Source organism: uncultured Tateyamaria sp. (assembly GCF_947503415.1).
Taxonomy (GTDB): domain Bacteria; phylum Pseudomonadota; class Alphaproteobacteria; order Rhodobacterales; family Rhodobacteraceae; genus Tateyamaria.
The window spans coordinates 1,150,217-1,167,440 of the sequence record NZ_CANNDS010000001.1 but is presented as its reverse complement, the minus strand read 5'-3'; the positions used below and the strand labels follow the sequence as shown (position 1 = coordinate 1,167,440).

General features: G+C 58.3%; 15 protein-coding genes. 10 read left to right on the top strand and 5 right to left on the bottom strand.

Features of this window, described 5'->3' with window-relative positions:
- The first annotated feature begins 94 nt into the window (after window positions 1-94).
- Together Q1A32_RS05610 and Q1A32_RS05605 are read left to right on the top strand one after the other, a co-directional pair.
- Window positions 95-1,105, top strand: coding sequence for a hypothetical protein (locus Q1A32_RS05610; protein ID WP_299650687.1), 1,011 nt, complete (start codon window positions 95-97; stop codon window positions 1,103-1,105).
- 21 nt (window positions 1,106-1,126) lie between these two features.
- Window positions 1,127-2,680 (top strand): phosphate ABC transporter substrate-binding/OmpA family protein, encoded by a 1,554-nt coding sequence (locus Q1A32_RS05605; protein ID WP_299650684.1) that lies wholly within the window; start codon window positions 1,127-1,129, stop codon window positions 2,678-2,680.
- On the opposite strand, the gene radC is transcribed toward Q1A32_RS05605, so the two are convergent.
- The 3 genes from radC to dnaK form a co-directional block, all read right to left on the bottom strand.
- Entirely contained in the window at window positions 2,677-3,426 is a 750-nt protein-coding gene (gene radC / locus Q1A32_RS05600) for a DNA repair protein RadC (protein ID WP_299650681.1), read from the bottom strand. The genes Q1A32_RS05605 and radC overlap by 4 nt on opposite strands.
- Window positions 3,427-3,661: 235 nt before the next feature.
- Complete coding sequence (gene dnaJ / locus Q1A32_RS05595) at window positions 3,662-4,825, bottom strand: molecular chaperone DnaJ (protein WP_299650678.1); 1,164 nt, start codon at window positions 4,823-4,825, stop codon at window positions 3,662-3,664.
- Window positions 4,826-4,903: 78 nt separating this feature from the next.
- On the bottom strand, window positions 4,904-6,817 hold the full coding sequence (gene dnaK, locus Q1A32_RS05590; protein ID WP_299650675.1) for a molecular chaperone DnaK: 1,914 nt from the start codon (window positions 6,815-6,817) through the stop codon (window positions 4,904-4,906).
- 194 nt (window positions 6,818-7,011) lie between these two features.
- Here dnaK and Q1A32_RS05585 point away from each other — a divergent pair, with 194 nt between their 5' ends.
- Complete coding sequence (locus Q1A32_RS05585) at window positions 7,012-7,611, top strand: alpha-ketoglutarate-dependent dioxygenase AlkB (RefSeq protein ID WP_299650672.1); 600 nt, start codon at window positions 7,012-7,014, stop codon at window positions 7,609-7,611.
- Window positions 7,612-7,613: 2 nt separating this feature from the next.
- On the opposite strand, the gene Q1A32_RS05580 is transcribed toward Q1A32_RS05585, so the two are convergent.
- Together Q1A32_RS05580 and Q1A32_RS05575 are read right to left on the bottom strand one after the other, a co-directional pair.
- Window positions 7,614-8,297, bottom strand: a complete 684-nt coding sequence (locus Q1A32_RS05580; protein WP_299608488.1) for a MarC family protein — start codon at window positions 8,295-8,297, stop codon at window positions 7,614-7,616.
- 17 nt (window positions 8,298-8,314) lie between these two features.
- Complete coding sequence (locus Q1A32_RS05575) at window positions 8,315-9,139, bottom strand: ABC transporter permease (RefSeq protein ID WP_299650668.1); 825 nt, start codon at window positions 9,137-9,139, stop codon at window positions 8,315-8,317.
- Window positions 9,140-9,258: 119 nt separating this feature from the next.
- Here Q1A32_RS05575 and cysQ point away from each other — a divergent pair, with 119 nt between their 5' ends.
- The 7 genes from cysQ to Q1A32_RS05540 all read left to right on the top strand — a co-directional run bounded on the left by cysQ (window position 9,259) and on the right by Q1A32_RS05540 (window position 17,222).
- Window positions 9,259-10,056, top strand: coding sequence for a 3'(2'),5'-bisphosphate nucleotidase CysQ (gene cysQ / locus Q1A32_RS05570; protein WP_299650665.1), 798 nt, complete (start codon window positions 9,259-9,261; stop codon window positions 10,054-10,056).
- On the top strand, window positions 10,056-10,856 hold the full coding sequence (locus Q1A32_RS05565; RefSeq protein WP_299650662.1) for a 3-deoxy-manno-octulosonate cytidylyltransferase: 801 nt from the start codon (window positions 10,056-10,058) through the stop codon (window positions 10,854-10,856). Before cysQ ends, Q1A32_RS05565 begins: the two co-directional genes overlap by 1 nt.
- Window positions 10,853-12,082 carry a glycosyltransferase family 2 protein gene (locus Q1A32_RS05560; RefSeq protein ID WP_299650659.1) on the top strand — a complete coding sequence of 410 codons (1,230 nt, stop codon included), beginning with the start codon at window positions 10,853-10,855 and terminating at the stop codon, window positions 12,080-12,082. Before Q1A32_RS05565 ends, Q1A32_RS05560 begins: the two co-directional genes overlap by 4 nt.
- Before the next feature lie 125 nt (window positions 12,083-12,207).
- Window positions 12,208-13,101, top strand: coding sequence for a UTP--glucose-1-phosphate uridylyltransferase GalU (galU, locus tag Q1A32_RS05555; protein ID WP_299608500.1), 894 nt, complete (start codon window positions 12,208-12,210; stop codon window positions 13,099-13,101).
- A 227-nt stretch (window positions 13,102-13,328) separates the two neighbouring features.
- Window positions 13,329-14,330 carry a glycosyltransferase family 2 protein gene (locus tag Q1A32_RS05550; RefSeq protein WP_299650654.1) on the top strand — a complete coding sequence of 334 codons (1,002 nt, stop codon included), beginning with the start codon at window positions 13,329-13,331 and terminating at the stop codon, window positions 14,328-14,330.
- A gap of 211 nt (window positions 14,331-14,541) precedes the next feature.
- Entirely contained in the window at window positions 14,542-15,528 is a 987-nt protein-coding gene (locus Q1A32_RS05545; RefSeq protein WP_299652796.1) for a glycosyltransferase family 2 protein, read from the top strand.
- Window positions 15,525-17,222 carry a beta-1,6-N-acetylglucosaminyltransferase gene (locus tag Q1A32_RS05540; protein ID WP_299650650.1) on the top strand — a complete coding sequence of 566 codons (1,698 nt, stop codon included), beginning with the start codon at window positions 15,525-15,527 and terminating at the stop codon, window positions 17,220-17,222. The genes Q1A32_RS05545 and Q1A32_RS05540 overlap by 4 nt, the downstream gene beginning before the upstream one ends.
- Window positions 17,223-17,224: the final 2 nt, after the last annotated feature.

Sequence of the window (17,224 nt, the reverse complement as noted above, 5' to 3'; positions counted from 1 at the left end):
ATCCTGCCTCAAAGACTCCCAAAGCCGGTCATAACCCGGCCCGCTTGTTGTGCGATTCCCAACCTGAACCAATCCGTGGGAAGGGAATGGGACGATGCGACATATAAAAGAGATCGCGACAGCGGTCGGGACGTTGGCTATTGCTGTGGGTGTTGGTTTTGTCATGCAGAGCAGCGAAGCAGCAAAAGAAAGATATGGTGAGGCGGCTCGACCTTCCGCTGTTGCCGCACCGACGCCGGATGACGAACAGCTAAGCGGGACTTCAAGCGCGGATGTGCTGCTTGAGGTTCAAGAAATCGAACTGACATCCGCGAGCGAGGCGATGCCAGTACCGGTGCCACAAACGGACAGAGGCGTGCATCGGGTGTCAGCCCCGGCTTCGGCGAAAATGCCAGATGCCTCGGATGTTTTGCCACGGGCCGAAAGCTGCAGGATTGTTGCGGATGCGCAAAACGCCCCTGCGGCGATGGTGGCTTTGACGTTGGCCGCGCCGTGTGCCGCCAACGAGCGCCTGACCGTCCACCATAACGGCATGATGTTCACTGAGACCACAAACGCGACCGGCAGTTTGAATGTGATTGTCCCTGCATTGACCGAGCAGGCCGTGTTCATCATGGCTTTTTCAAATGGCGACGGGGCAGTGGCCCAGACAACTGTGCCGGAGTTGGAGCGATATGACCGTACCACGATCCAATGGCGTGGACGGGCTGGTTTTGAATTGCATGCCCGAGAATTCGGTGCTGACTACGGCCAAGATGGTCACGTCTGGTCGGGCATTGCGCAAAATGCCGAGGGGATGACCCAAGGCAACAATGGGTACATCATGCGCCTTGGCGACACGCAATCTGCGGAGCCATTGATGGCCGAGGTTTATACCTTTCCATCCGGGATATCGGCACAGGATGGGACCATCGATCTGAGCGTCGAGGCAGAGGTCACCGAAAGCAATTGCGGTCTCGAGGTTGAAGCACAGTCACTCGAAATGATGGATGGTGGGGTGATAAAAACTCAGGATTTGACCCTCGCAGTGCCTGGTTGTGATGCGATTGGTAGTTTTCTGGTGTTGAACAATCTCGTCGCAGACCTGAAAGTCGCCAGCAACTGACCGCTGCGAAATAGGCTTCATATGGCTTGGATACGTGCGGCGATTTTCGCCGCACTTTCTTTTTGGGGGATCGCGTCTTTTGCCCAAGACGTCACGCTCACTTCGCCCGACGGGCAGGTGGAACTGAGCGGGACACTTCTGGGGTTCGATGGCGAGTTTTACCGGATTGAAACCGTCTACGGCGAATTGACCGTGGATGGATCCGGTGTGCTGTGTGATGGACCTGCGTGCCCCAATCTGCAGGATTTCGTGGCCGAGATCAGCGTGTCGGGGTCCGCCACCATGGGATCTGTTCTGCTGCCCGCCCTGATCGAAGGCTTTGCGCTGCGCAACAATTACAAGGCGGAGCGTCGGGATGTAGACGCACGGAACTTTATCTATGAGTTGACCGATACTCTGACAGACAAACCGGTCGCTTTGTTCTTCTTCCATGTTTCCACGACGGATGAGGGGTTTGCGGATCTGCTTGCCAATGACGCGGATATTGTCATGGCGTTGCGAGAGATTCGCCCGGATGAACGGCAACTGGCCCGCGACGCTGGGATGGGCGACATGACCGAAGCCAACCGCAGCCGTGTGCTGGCGCTGGACGCGATGGTGCCGATTGTGGCGCCGTCCAATCCGATTGATCGAATATCTCCACAAGATCTGGCCGCCGTTTTCGCGGGTCGGATCACCAATTGGGCCGCCCTCGGCGGTGCGGATGCCCCGATTTCAATGCATTTGCCCGGGCTGCGCACGGGACTTGGACAGTCGGTTGAAGACGACATCATGGGACCTGCGCGCACGGCATTTGCCGACGGTATCGTGCGTCATGCGCGTGGGCTTGATGTGGTTGATGCTGTTCTGACCGACCCTTTCGCCATTGGGATTGCAAGCTTTGCCGATACCGGCAACACACGCGCGCTTACTTTGACAGGGCCATGCGGCTTTTCGTTGTCGGCGGGGCGGGAGACGATCAAGACCGAAGACTATCCGTTGACCGCGCCGATGTTCCTGTACCTGCCGGCACGACGTTTGCCCAAGATTGGACGAGAGTTTTTGGCCTTCACCCGCGGTCCATCGGCGCAAGTGGTCATCCGCCGGGCGGGCTTTGTCGATCAAGCACCGGAAGAGGTGTCGATCAATGATCAAGGATACCGCTTTGCCAACGCAGTGACGTCCGCCGGGCCAGAGGTATCGCTGGAAGAATTGCAGCGAATGACCCGCACGCTCTATGGGATGGCGCGTTTGACAACGTCCTTCCGCTTCGAGGCAGGGTCGGTGCGGTTGGACGCCCAGTCACGATCCAACGTTCAACAATTGGCCCGAGCGATCGAGCAGGGAAAGTACGATGCGCGGCAGATTTTGCTCGCGGGCTTCAGCGATGGGGATGGGCCCGCAACAGCCAATAGGGACATAGCACTGCGCCGGGCCGAAGCAGTGCGCCGCGCGATCGAATCGGCTGCGCCGACGGCAAATTTTGAACGAATTCAAATGGGTGTAGATGCGTTTGGAGAGGCGTTGCCGATGGCGTGTGATGACAGCGCGTGGGGGCGGCAGGCCAATCGGCGGGTCGAGGTGTGGGTGCGCTAGAGGTATCCTTCGGACTTGAAGCTCAACTCGCGGCTTTTCCCGACAATCAGGTGGTCATGTACCGTAATCCCCAGCGCGGAGCAGGCCATTTCCATCTTTTCCGTCATGTCGATATCTGACTGGCTGGGCGTCGGATCACCTGATGGATGGTTGTGCACAAGAATGAGTGCAGAGGCGTTCAGTTCCAGCGCTCGTTTCGCGACCTCACGGGGATAGACTGGCACGTGATCGACGGTGCCTTTGGCCTGTTCTTCGTCGGCGATCAGGACGTTTTTGCGATCCAAGTACAGCACGCGAAACTGCTCCGTTTCGCGGTGCGCCATGGTAGTGTGGCAATAGTCCAGCAACGCGTCCCAACTGGAAATAACCTGTTTGTTCAATACTTTGGCGCGGGCAAGGCGATGCGCCGCGGCCTCGATCACCTTCAATTCGCAGATCACTGCATCACCCACACCCTTGAACGCGCGAAGACGTTCGACGGGGGCGGTGACCACCCGATTGAAATCCCCAAATTCAGCCATCAGGGCATATGCGAGCGGCTTTACATCTTGTCGGGGGATGGCGCGGAAGAGGACAAGTTCCAGCATCTCGTAATCGGGCAAGGCAGCGGCACCGCCGTCCATGAAGCGGGCGCGCAGGCGCTTACGATGGTCTGCCATGTAGGAGGGTGTGCGCCCTTGGGAAATGGGCACCGGCGTTGCCTCGTCAAGGTCGAAAGGAAGCGGCTGTTCGGCGAAATGTGACATACCGTGAAGGTGCCCGAGCAGGGTTAGCGAAGGGTTAATTTGACCCGGAAAACAGGGTGTCACCCCCCGTGCACCATGCGTACACCCCCTGTGCACCCCCAACGCGCGATTGTTTGCAGTTTTACGCAACGGGTCGTCCGTCAGTCGCGTGATGAAGGCCGCGACGATGACGGACTGAAATCCGACTTGCGGAGGGGGAGCGTAAGGCGGATCTTGATCCGCCCTACGTGATGCTTCAGCCCTTCATCGAATCCCAGAAGGATTTCACCGATGAGAAGAAGCTGGAGGATTCGGGGTTGTTCTCTTCCGAGAGTTCCTCGAATTCGCGCAGCAGTTCTTTTTGTCGGCCCGTCAGGTTCACCGGCGTCTCAACCGCCAGTTCGATGAACATGTCGCCCGGCCCACCACCGCGCAGCGCTGGCATGCCTTTGGCGCGCAAGCGCATCTGGCGACCCGATTGCGATCCTGCGGGGATTTGCACGCGGCCACGGCCACCATCGATGGTCGGCACTTCGATGCTGCCACCCAAGGCGGCGGTGCCCATGCTGACCGGAACGCGGCAGAACAGGTTCGTGCCATCGCGTTCGAACAGTTTGTGATCGGCCACATCGATGAAGATATAAAGATCGCCCGAGGGTCCGCCGCGCATGCCCGCTTCGCCTTCACCAGCGAGGCGGATACGGGTGCCGGTTTCGACGCCCGCGGGGATGTTCACCGACAACGCACGGTCTTTTTCGACACGGCCCGCGCCGGAGCAGACCTTGCACGGGTCCTTGATGATCTGGCCAAGGCCGGAGCATGTGGGACACGTGCGTTCAACTGTGAAAAAGCCCTGTTGCGCACGGACTTTGCCCATGCCGGAGCATGTGGGGCAGGTTGTGGGTTCTGATCCACCTTCTGCGCCCGTGCCAGTGCAGTTTTCGCACTGAACAGAGGTTGGCACGTTGATGGTTTTTTGCAGCCCTGCAAATGCGTCTTCGAGTGAGACACGCAGGTTGTAGCGCAGGTCAGAACCTCGTGACGCGCGTTGCCGTCCGCCACCACCGCCACCGCGCTGTCCGCCCATGAAGTCGCCAAAGAGGTCGTCGAACACGTCGGAAAAAGCGGAGCCGAAGTCCCCCTGCTGGCCGCCAAAGCCACCACCGGGTCGTCCGCCGCCACCGCCCATGCCGCCTTCGAATGCGGCGTGGCCAAAGCGGTCATACGCCGCCTTCTTGTCGGCGTCTTTCAGGACTTCGTAGGCTTCGTTGGCTTCCTTGAACTGCGCTTCGGCGTTGGGATTGTCCGCATTGCGGTCCGGGTGCAGTTCCTTGGCTTTCTTGCGATAGCCCTTCTTGATCTCGTCGGCGCTTGAGCCCTTGGAGACGCCAAGCACATCGTAATAGTCACGTTTTGCCATGGATTATGTCCTTTGCTGGAACGTCTGAGGCCGGCCTGTTGTGGCCGGCCTCGCGATTGGTTCCTCTGAGGCCCAAAATCAGGCGCGCTTGTTATCGTCGTCGAGATCTTCGAACTCGGCGTCAACGATATCGTCGTCGTCGCCGCGCGGCTCGTCCGCCGCTTGGGGTTCTTCGTCGCCGTCGTCTTGCGCCGCTTTGTAGATCGCTTCGCCCAGTTTCATGGCCGCTTCAGTCACGTTCTGGATGCCCGATTTGATCTTGTCGGCATTTTCGCTTTCCAGCTCGTCCTTGAGCGCGGCAATGGCCAGTTCGATCGCTTCGACCGTGGTCGGATCAACCTTATCCGAATGCTCTTCCAGCGACTTTTCGGTCGAGTGGATGAGGCTTTCGGCCTGGTTGGTTGCTTCGACCAGTTCCTTACGGGCCTTGTCGGCTTCGGCGTTTTCCTCGGCGTCTTTCACCATGTTCTCGATGTCTTCGTCCGAGAGGCCACCGGAGGCCTGGATCGTGATCTTCTGCTCTTTCATCGTGCCCTTGTCCATCGCGCCCACGGACACGATGCCGTTGGCGTCAATATCGAAGGTCACTTCGATCTGAGGCAGACCGCGTGGTGCGGGCGGGATGTTTTCAAGGTTGAACGCACCCAGCAGCTTGTTGTCCGACGCCATTTCACGCTCACCCTGGAAGACCCGGATGGTCACGGCGTTCTGGTTGTCTTCGGCGGTCGAGAAGATCTGGCTCTTCTTCGTCGGGATCGTCGTGTTGCGGTCGATCAGACGGGTGAACACGCCACCCAGCGTTTCGATACCCAGCGACAGCGGTGTCACGTCGAGCAGAACAACATCTTTGACGTCGCCTTGCAGAACACCGGCTTGAATGGCGGCGCCCATGGCAACCACTTCGTCGGGGTTCACGCCCTTGTGGGGCTCTTTGCCGAAGAACTTGGTCACTTCTTCGACCACGCGTGGCATGCGGGTCATACCGCCGACTAGAACAACTTCGTCAATGTCCGATGCCGACAGGCCCGCGTCCTTGAGGGCCGCCTGGCAGGGTTTCATGGACGATTTGATCAGGTCACCGACCAGCTGTTCCAGCTTGGAGCGTGTCAGCTTCATGACCATGTGCAGCGGCTGACCGTTGGAACCCATCGAGATGAAGGGTTGGTTGATCTCGGTCTGGTTGGCCGAGGACAGTTCGATCTTGGCTTTTTCTGCGGCCTCTTTCAGGCGTTGCAGGGCCATTTTGTCTGCTGTCAGGTCAACGGCGTGCTCTTTTTTGAACTCATCCGCGAGGTAGTTCACGATGCGCATGTCAAAGTCTTCACCGCCGAGGAACGTGTCCCCGTTGGTGGATTTCACTTCGAACAGGCCCTCGTCGATTTCGAGGATCGTCACGTCGAATGTACCGCCACCAAGGTCATAGACCGCGATGGTTTGGCTGTCTTCCTTGTCGAGGCCATAGGCCAGCGCGGCCGCTGTCGGTTCGTTGATGATCCGCAGCACTTCGAGGCCGGCAATCTTGCCCGCGTCCTTGGTCGCCTGACGCTGAGCGTCGTTGAAGTAGGCGGGGACGGTGATGACCGCTTGGGTCACGTCTTCGCCAAGGTAGCTCTCGGCGGTTTCTTTCATTTTGCCCAGGATGAAGGCAGAGATCTGGCTGGGCGAGTATTTCTCACCACGGCTTTCGACCCATGCGTCGCCATTGCCGCCGTCGATTACGGCGAAGGGCAGGTTTTTTTTGTCCTTGGCCAGATCCGCATCGTCGTTGCGGCGGCCGATCAGGCGCTTGACGCCAAAGATCGTGTTGTCGGGGTTTGTAACCGCTTGGCGTTTGGCCGGTTGGCCCACCAAACGTTCATTTTCCGTGAACGCGACGATGGACGGTGTTGTCCGCGCGCCTTCGGAGTTTTCAATTACCCGGGGCTGGCTGCCGTCCATGATGGCGATGCAGCTGTTTGTGGTCCCAAGGTCAATACCGATGACTTTAGCCATATTTTCGATCCCTCATATCAGTTCAAGGCGATGACACGAAGCGGCGACCCGAGTTTCGGCATCGACGCCACGTATAGTTTTGCGCACGATTTCGTGCGCGCTGCGGCGTATATAAGGAGGGTGCATGTGCGCTGCAACCGTTCTGACGGGCTGTGAAACAGCAAAATTTGCGCATTTTGAGGGGGAAAAGGACCATGCACGCGACTGTGCGCGGATTTGAGATTTACAAAGGGTATCTGGATGCCGCGGCACAGGCCGGTTTGGTGGCCGATATCCGGCATGTCGCCGAATCTGCACCGATGTTCTCGCCCGAGACACCATATGGCAAACCGATGTCCGTGCGCATGACCTCTGCCGGGTCGGTGGGGTGGTATGCTGATCGGTCCGGCTACCGATATGCGCCGACCCATCCGAGCGGTGTGGACTGGCCGCCGATTCCCGATGCCGTTCTGACCCTGTGGCATGAATTGACAGGGGTAAAGCACCCGCCCGATTGCTGCCTGATCAACTATTATGGTGAAGGCGCGCGTATGGGGATGCATCAGGACAAGGACGAAGCGGATTTCAAATGGCCGGTTCTGTCCGTCTCATTGGGGGATGCCGGGCTGTTCCGCATCGGCAACACGACGCGCGGTGGCAAGACGGAATCGTTGTGGCTGGACAGCGGGGATGTGGTGGTGATGGGCGGTGACGCGCGGCTGACCTATCACGGGGTGGATCGGATCAGGTTCGGGTCATCGTCGCTGTTGCCCAAGGGGGGGCGGATCAACCTGACGTGTCGGGTGGTCCGCTAGCTCTATTCGGTGGGTGGTGCCAGGACAGAGGTGGTGGCCGGTTGTTCGAATGCGGCATCAAGGTCCAGCAATTGCAGTGTGTCGAGACCGACAAGAACCGAATCGACGGCAATGGTGGCAAGGATGATCCCCATGACCCGGCTGATCACGCTGGCCCCGGTATTTCCGATCAGGCGGTAGACGTAAGTGGCGGTCAGCAGCAGCACCAAAGTGACAATCAGCACCAACAGCAAAAGCCCGGCTGTCACGACCTGATCCGTCAGGCTTTCGGTGCTGTTGTCTGTCAGCACGACGATAGCAAGCATTGCGCCGGGCGATGCGATGGACGGCATGGCAAGGGGGAACACCGCGCCCGCAAGGTGATCACGCTCGGCCTCGGCAATCTCGGTCGTGGACTTGGCGTCGCCAAAGATCATGGTGAGCGCAAAGAGAAACAGGATGATCCCGCCAGCGATCTGAAAGGACCCAAGACGCAGGCCAATCGCCTCCAGCAGAAGCTGGCCACCGAGCAGAAAGGCAAAGAGGACGATGCCCGCGATTCCCACGGCCCGAATGGCAAATTGCCGGTGCAGCGCAGCGGGGACGTGGGCCACGGCAAACAGGAACACGGGCAACGACCCCACCGGGTCGATGACAACAAAGAGCGTGATGAAGTCGCGCAGCAGCGACAGCCAATCAAGGGTCATGGCGGCCTATATGCCGTTTAGCGCCGCGCGTTCCAACTGATAGATGCGTGACGTCGCGTGTAAAACTCGCCCATCAGCCCGACCATGAGCAGTATGACCCCGACCCACCACGCATATTCCCAGCTGGAATAACGGGGGTTGTAGTTGATGAACGTGTAGCCGCGCGCCTGGTCGATGGCGTGAAACAGGGGGTTCCAATCGAACATGGCCAGCATGAAGCCCGGCAAGGTGTTGGCGACGAACATCTTGCCCGACGCGATCATGTTGGCCCTTTGGTAGATCTGCGAAAAGATCGAAACAAAGGTTGGAAACCAGGGCTTTATCGCCAGCAGGACAAGCCCCAGCGCGCATCCTGTGAACCATGCAATCAGCAGCATCCCAAAAGCTTGGAACGGTTGTTCGATCTGCACGGGCGTAAAGGCCACGTGATAGACAAAGAGGATCATGAACAGCGACAACACTTGAATATAGAGCGCCCCCAGTGCTGCGGAGCAGATCGATACGATGGTGTTCATCGGTGCGTGCTGCATCATTGGGCTTGAGGGCCCTTCAGCCCCGAGCACCGCCCCGAGCGACTTGGTATGCGTCATGTAGAGGAAGATACCCGTCATGATGTAGAGCAGAAAATCGCCCCGAATTGCGGCCCCACGCAGTCCCAGCACGGAAAACATGACGTAGAAGGCCAAAACGAAAATGACCACCTGCAACATGTTTGTTGCGATGGCCATAAAGGCATTGTTGTGTGCCTTGCGAACGCTTCGCACGATCGAGTGATAAATCACCTCGAACATGGCAATGGCGCTGCCGAATCCCGTCTGCGGTTTACGCGTTGATTGAAACATATGCAGTTGTGCCTCGTGGGCTGCGAAGGTCGCAGGGAAATCTTGCCGTTCCGTTACCGCCGCATCATAAGGACCACGCGGGTCCTTTACAACAAATGCCCGACCACGGAGGCTTTTTGATGACCTATGACGACTTGATCCCGGTGATCCGCAAACTGGCGCTGGAAGCCGGCGACAAGATCATGGAGATCTACAACAGCGACGACTTTGACGTGAAGGTCAAATCTGATGACAGCCCCGTGACGGCGGCGGATGAAGCCGCAGATGCCCTGATCTCTGACGGGCTGCGCGCCGCCTTTCCCGATGTGATGCTGGTGACCGAGGAACAGGCCGCCACCCACAGCACAACAGGCAAGACGTTTCTGATTGTCGATCCGCTCGATGGCACCAAGGAATTCGTCCATCGCCGTGGTGATTTCACGGTCAATATCGCACTGGTCGAAGACGGCGTTCCAACCCGTGGCGTCGTCTATGCCCCGGCCAAGGATCGCATGTTCTACACGCAAGCCGATGGTCAAACCGTGGAAGAAACCGGTGCTCTGGACAAGGACACCGTGGGTGACGTCACCCCCCTGTCTGTGGCCGCGAGTGACAACAGCGCCTTGATGGTTGTCGCATCGAAATCCCATCGCGATCAGGCAACGGACGATTACATCAACAAATACGCCGTCAAGGACATGAAAAGCGCAGGCTCGTCGCTGAAGTTCTGTTTGGTGGCAACCGGTGAGGCTGATATTTATCCCCGCGTGGGTCGCACGATGGAGTGGGACACTGCCGCGGGTCATGCTGTTTTGACCGGTGCAGGTGGGATGGTTGTCCGTTTCGATGATCACAGCCCGCTCGAGTACGGAAAGGACGGATATGCCAACCCGTTCTTTATCGCCTACGCCCCTTCGGTTGATCTGAAGCCCGCCTGATGTCGGTCCTGATCGTCATTCCCGCGCGCTATGCGTCATCTCGCTATCCCGGCAAGCCGCTTGTGCCGTTGACCGGCGCGACCGGGCAGGCGCAAAGCTTGATCGAGCGCAGTTGGCGTGCAGCTATGGCCGTGTCCGGCGTGGACCGGGTGGTGGTTGCCACGGATGATGACCGGATCAAGGATGCCTCGGAGGCTTTTGGTGCCAAGGTTGTCATGACATCAGAGGCTTGCGGCAACGGCACCGAACGTTGTGCCGAAGCGCATGATGCGCTGGGCTCTGGTTACGACGTGGTTGTCAATTTGCAAGGTGACGCCCCGCTGACGCCAGCGTGGTTTATCGAAGGATTGGTGGAGGGCTTGCGCGCGGCACCGGAGGCCGAGATTGCCACCCCGGTTTTGCGATGTGACGGCGCAACGCTGAGCGGCTTTCTCGAAGACCGCAAGGCGGGGCGCGTCGGTGGCACCACGGCCGTGTTCGGTGTGTCGGGCCAAGCGCTCTACTTCTCCAAAGAGGTGATCCCGTACACCAACAATACCTATGCAGATGATGCGGATACGCCCGTCTTTCATCATGTGGGCGTCTATGCCTATCGACCTGATGCGCTGTCGGCCTATCCCACCTGGCCCGTTGGCCCGCTTGAGACGCTTGAAGGGCTGGAGCAGCTGCGGTTTCTGGAAAACGGGCGGCAGGTTCTGTGTGTCGAGGTCGAGGCCCGCGGGCGTCAGTTCTGGGAATTGAACAACCCCGCCGATGTGCCTCGGATCGAAGCCATGATGGCGGAGATGGGTGTGGCATGATCCACCCTTCGGTCAGTGTTGTGGTGGTGAGCCGCGACCGACCGACCGCGCTGATCTGGTGCCTGACAGGGCTTTCACAGCTCCAATACCCGACATATGAGATCGTCGTTGTCGCTGATCCGGCGGGGTGCGCCGCTGTGCAAGACGGCCCGTTTGAAGGTCAGGTCAAGTTGGTTGAGTTCGACCGCCCGAACATCGCGGAAGCCCGCAACACAGGCATCAGTCACGCGGCTGGGGACATTGTTGCCTTCATTGACGATGACGCCGTGCCCGAACCCAGTTGGTTGCATCAACTGGTTGCACCTGCACACCGTCCCGATGTTGCCGCCATGGCTGGATTTGTGCGGGGCCAAGACGGCATTTCGTGGCAATGGGAAGCCCGCACCGTGGATGCGTTTGGCGTGACCGAACCGCTTGATGTCAGTCCGTACCGGGCGACTGTGCTGACGCCGAAAGGCCGCCGCGCCATCAAAACCGAAGGCACAAACATGGCCTTCAGGCGCGATGTGCTGATCGCGCTGGAAGGCTTTGATCCCGGGTTTGCCTTCCACCTGGATGAAACGGATCTGAACCTGCGGCTTGCCCGCGCTGGCTATGCCACGGCGCTTGTTCCCATGGCTGAGGTGCACCATGGCTTTGCCGCAAGCCCGCGCAGACGACAGGATCAGGTGCCCCGTGATCTGTTCGACACAGGCTCAAGCTGGGCAGTGTTTCAACGCAAGTTCCTGTCCGAGGACAAGCGCAAGAAACACTGGCGCGCAATTCGGAGAACCGAACAAACCCGTATCCTGGATCATATGGTGACGGGGCATTTGGCCCCGCGGGATGTGCGGCACCTCATGTCGCGGTTGGATCAAGGGTACGGTCAGGGGTTGATGCGCCAACGTGGTGGGGCGCGTCTGTCCAACAGTCCGGTGTCGGCATTCAAACGGTACCCCTCCAGAACGCGGGCTTCGGTGGTTTTGTCCGGCCACATATGGCAGCGTGCGCGCCTTCGGGCAGAGGCTGTGGAGCGGGCGAATGACGGGGACATCGTGTCGTTGTTTCTGCTTTCTCCGACGACCGAGCACCATCACGTACGCTTTGATCCCGCCGGATTTTGGGAGCAGCGCGGCGGTCTGTTCGGCAGATCAAATCGGGACGCACCCGCCTTTCGGATGTTTACCTATTCCGAACGCGTTGCTGCAGAAACCCGTCGTGTCGGCAAACAGCGGCTGATTGGATAAGCGGGTTTGGCGCGTCTGGGCAACACTCCAAGCGCGCCCGCCCACACTCAAGAATTGGATATTTGTTAAGTAACGGTTAGTAGTAAGGGGAGGATATGACCGAGATTTGAAAGCAAGGGGTAGATATGCCTAAGAAAGTAACGAAGGCGATTTTTCCGGTCGCGGGGCTTGGAACCCGATTTCTGCCTGCAACAAAATCGGTGCCCAAGGAGATCATGACGCTCGTTGATCGCCCGTTGATTCAATACGCCATCGACGAGGCGCGCGCGGCGGGTATCAAGGAATTCATCTTTGTCACATCCCGCGGCAAAGGCGCGCTGGAAGACTATTTTGACCATGCCCCCACGCTGGAACAGGAACTGCGCAAGAAGGGCAAGGACCAGCTTCTTGAGACCCTCAAAGACACCAATATGGAAAGCGGGGCCATTGCCTATATCCGCCAGCACAAGGCGCTTGGCCTTGGACACGCGGTCTGGTGTGCCCGTCGTTTGATCGGCAACGAACCTTTTGCCGTGATTTTGCCCGACGATGTGATTGCGGCTGACACGCCCTGCCTTCAACAGATGGTCGAAGCCTACGACGAAACGGGCGGCAACATCGTGGCCGCCATGGAAGTACCGCAGGAACGGGCGTCGTCCTACGGTGTGCTTGATATCAAGAACGACATGGGCCAGTTGGTCGAGGCCAAGGGCATGGTTGAAAAGCCCGAACCCGGCAAAGAACCATCCAACCTTGCCGTCATCGGACGGTACATCCTGACGACCAAGGTGTTGCGGTCTCTCAACCAGATGAAGTCCGGCGCTGGCGGTGAGATTCAGCTGACAGACGCCATCGCAAGCGAAATCGGCGGTGAGGACGGTGTCTATGGGTTCCGTTTCCGCGGCCAACGGTTTGATTGCGGTTCGAAGTCAGGCTTCCTGCAGGCGACCGTTGCATTCGGATTGGCGCGCGACGAACTGAGAGACGACCTGCTTGGCTACATCCGTGATGTTGTCCAGATGGACAAGGCCGCAGAGTAAGGGCGGACCACAACGCGGCACCTGATCAAGCGCTGGCATAGGATGTTTAGGGTGCCACACGTATGACTGGGTGCGCAGCCCCGGTTTCACACCTGTCGCAGATGGCATTCTTGATCTCGGCTGAATGACCAACGCGTCCCACGCTTACACCGATGCCTGGAGATGGCAGCAAACTGTCCAAGACAACGCATAACGCACCGCTGACGCAATCATACGCTGCGCAGGCGATGACATCCTATCGCATGCGATGGAAACGCAGGCGTTTGCTGTGGCGGTCTTGGCGCAGTCGTCATCAACTGACCAGTGTTGCGGACAGGACCGCACAGATCGGACGACGCGATGTGGTCGCCGTGATGACGGTGCGCAACGAACAGCCTCGACTTGCCTATTTCTACAAGCACTACCGCGCTCTGGGCGTGACCCATTTTCTGGTGGTTGATAATCAAAGCGACGACGGAACCTTCGAATTTCTGAGGGATCAACAAGACACTTCGGTGTGGCGCACCGACCATAGCTATCGCGGATCGCGATTTGGCGTTGATTGGATGACGTGGCTGCAGATGAAGTACTGCCACCGCATCTGGTCACTGACGCTGGATGCAGATGAACTGCTTGTCTACGCCCATCACGACACCCGAAGCCTGACCCAATTGACCAAATGGCTCGAGGATCAGGGCAGATCAGTTTTCGGGGCGATGATGCTTGATCTGTATCCGCGCGGTGCCCTTGGGGAACAGACAGATAATTTGGGCGAAAATCCATTGGATCATCTTCAGTGGTTTGATGCAGGTCAGTACCGGTCGATGCGCCAACAGCCCGCACAGAACCTTTGGGTGCAGGGCGGCGCGCGCGAACGCGTCTTCTTTCAACGCGACACACGGCGCTCACCCACGTTGAACAAGATCCCGTTGATCAAGTGGGATCGATCATTCGCGTACCTGAATTCCTGTCATTCCGCGCTGCCACCCCGGTTGAACCATGGATATGACGGGCCCGGGTCCGATGATCCTTCGGGCGTGTTGCTCCACACGAAATTTCTGCCCAATGTCGTAGGCAAGGCGCGTGAGGACATGGAAAGGCGGCAGCACTTTTCCAACCCTGCAGCCATGAAGGATTACTACGATACAGTCCTGGATAACCCGCGTATGTGGACGCCGGAATCGACGAAATACGAAGATTGGCGGCAGCTGGAGGCGCTTGGATTGATGTCGTCAGGCGGGTGGAATTGAACCGCACAGGTCAGCTTGGATGAGTGTCGCGGCATTCAAAAAGAAGAAAACCACACAAACTCTTGGTAACTTCTTTTAAATTCGTTGCCCGTACACCTAAATTTAGGCCAAATAGAGCCAAAGAGCAAAGCGGAAGCCGCTGATTTCGAAGTGAAAACGCGGCCTTTCGAAGGAATGGAACACACAGGTGGGCATTTGGAACTCCTATAGAATGCGCTTGCGGCGGAAACGTCGCATCGTGCGTGCTGTGCGGAAATCCAGAGAGTTGCACAAAGTGCAGGACCGTACGCACCTGATTCGGCCCAACGACCTGTTGCTGTTTTGCACCTTTCGCAACGAAGCTGTGCGCCTTCCCTACTTCCTGTCGTATTACCGGGACCTTGGGGTCGACCACTTCTTTTTCGTGGACAACGACAGCACGGATGCCGGCGTTGAGCATCTGATAGGGCAAGATGACGTTTCGATCTGGCACACTCAAGGAAGCTATAAATCTGCGACCTTCGGTGTCGACTGGTTGAATTGGCTGCAACGCAAATACGCGCACGACCACTGGACGCTTGTCGTCGATCCGGACGAGTTTTTCGTCTACCCGTTTTGCGACACGCGCTCGCTCAGAGCGCTTACGGATTGGTTGGACGCATCTTCGATCCGGTCCTTTTCGGCCATGCTGCTGGATATGTATCCCAAGGGTCGATTGGACGAACAACCGTACGTTGCTGGACAGAACCCGATGGAAATCGCCAGTTGGTTCGACAGCGGAAATTACACGATCTCCAAGAACCACAGCATGGGCAATCTGTGGATCCAGGGCGGTCCACGCGCGCGCGTGTTTTTCCCGGACCAGCCGGAGCGTGCGCCTGCGCTGAACAAAATTCCGTTGGTCAAATGGAACCGCCGTTACGCCTATGCAAGTTCGACACACACACTGCTGCCGCGCGGATTGAATCAGGTCTATGACGAGTGGGGCGGAGAGAAAGCTTCGGGCGTTCTTCTGCATACGAAGTTCCTCGACACGTTTACGGCCAAGGCGGCCGAAGAACTGGAGCGCAAGCAGCACTACGCCGCATCGGTGGAATACAAGGCCTATGCCGCCAGCCTGCGCGATGATCCGGACCTGTGGTGCAAGTGGTCCGAAAAATACATCAACTGGCGTCAGCTGGAAATTCTGGGCCTCATGTCCAAGGGGAACTGGGCGTGAGCGTCGGTATCGTCATGCTGGTACATACGGCGCTGGACCGGGCCGAACAGGCGGCGCGCTTCTGGGCGATGGGCGGCTGCCCGGTTGTCATCCATGTCGATGTGAACGTGCCAAAGAAGACATATATCGCTTTCACCAAGGCGCTGTCGGACATCCCTGCCATCAAATTCTCGAAACGCTTTCGGTGCGAATGGGGCACTTGGGGCATTGTCGCTGCAAGTCAGGCTGCATCCGAATTGATGCTGGCCGAATTTGACGATGTGCGGCACGTTTACCTCGCATCGGGGTCATGCCTTCCTCTGCGCCCGGTGCAGGAACTGGTGGACTACCTTGCGGATCGTCCGCGCACGGATTTCATCGAAAGCGCGACAACGGCTGACGTGCCATGGACTGTCGGGGGCCTTGATCACGAGCGGTTTACGCTGCGCTTTCCCTTTTCCTGGAAGCGCCGCCGCTTCCTTTTTGACAAATACGTGGAATTGCAGCGCAAGATAGGCTTGAAGCGCAAGATCCCGGCCGGGCTTGTCCCCCACATGGGCAGCCAGTGGTGGTGTCTGACCCGCCAAACCCTGTCTGCCATTCTGCAGGGTCCGGACCGCAAGGAATATGATACCTACTTCAAACAGGTGTGGATTCCTGACGAAAGCTACTATCAGACCCTCGCCCGCCAATATGCGATCGAGATTGAAAGCCGGTCGCTGACCTTGTCCAAGTTCGATTTTCAGGGCAAACCGCACATTTTCTACGACGATCACCTGCAACTGTTGCGCCGGTCCGACTGCTTTGTCGCACGCAAGATCTGGCCGCATGCCAACCGCCTGTACGAAGCGTTTCTGACCGACCCATCGGGCGCCATGAAACGCACGGAGCCGAACCCGGGCAAGATCGACCGCATCTTTGCCAAAGCGGTTGAGCGGCGGACACGCGGACGACCCGGCCTTTACATGCAAAGCCGCTTTCCGAACGAAGATTGGGAGAACGGTGTGACTGCCGCGCCGTATTCCATGTTCCAGGGCTTTACCGAAATTTTCGAGAATTTCGAGCCGTGGCTTGCCAAGGCGACAGGCGCGCGGGTGCACGGGCATCTTTTCCATCCGGACCGCGTCGAGTTTTCCGAAGGGCAAACCACTTTGAACGGCGCGCTCAGCAACAGTGCCGAGGCGCGAGACTATAACGCCAACGCGTTTCTGACCAACGTGATCTGGAATACGCGCGGCGAGCGTCAGTGCTTCCAATTTGGGCCCGGTGACAATCAGGACATCAATTGGAAGGTGGCCAAAGATCCGAATGCCCAGATTTCGGTTATTTCGGGTGCCTGGTCGGTGCCGTTGTTCCGGTCCAATCTGAACTTCCTGGATATCCGCAAAGAGGCCGCGCGCCTGCAAAAGCTGGAAAGCGATCATCTGGATGTGCTTCGGTCCCCCTATGCCAAGGCGCGCATTCGCATCTGGACGATGGCCGAGTTTGTGGAAGCGCCGATGGAGCCTCTGCAGGGTATTTTGGACGAAATTGGCCTGACCCACGCACGCCGCCTGTCAGAAGTGCCGAAGCTGGCCGATCTGGCGGGCTTCGGGCAGTTCCTCCAGAACCTCAAGAATCAGGGCATGCACCCCTATCTCATGGGTGATTTCCCCGTAGCGTTGGGCCCGAAACCTGTTCAGGACCCGCCTCGCAAACCCTATCTGGTGCGCTGATC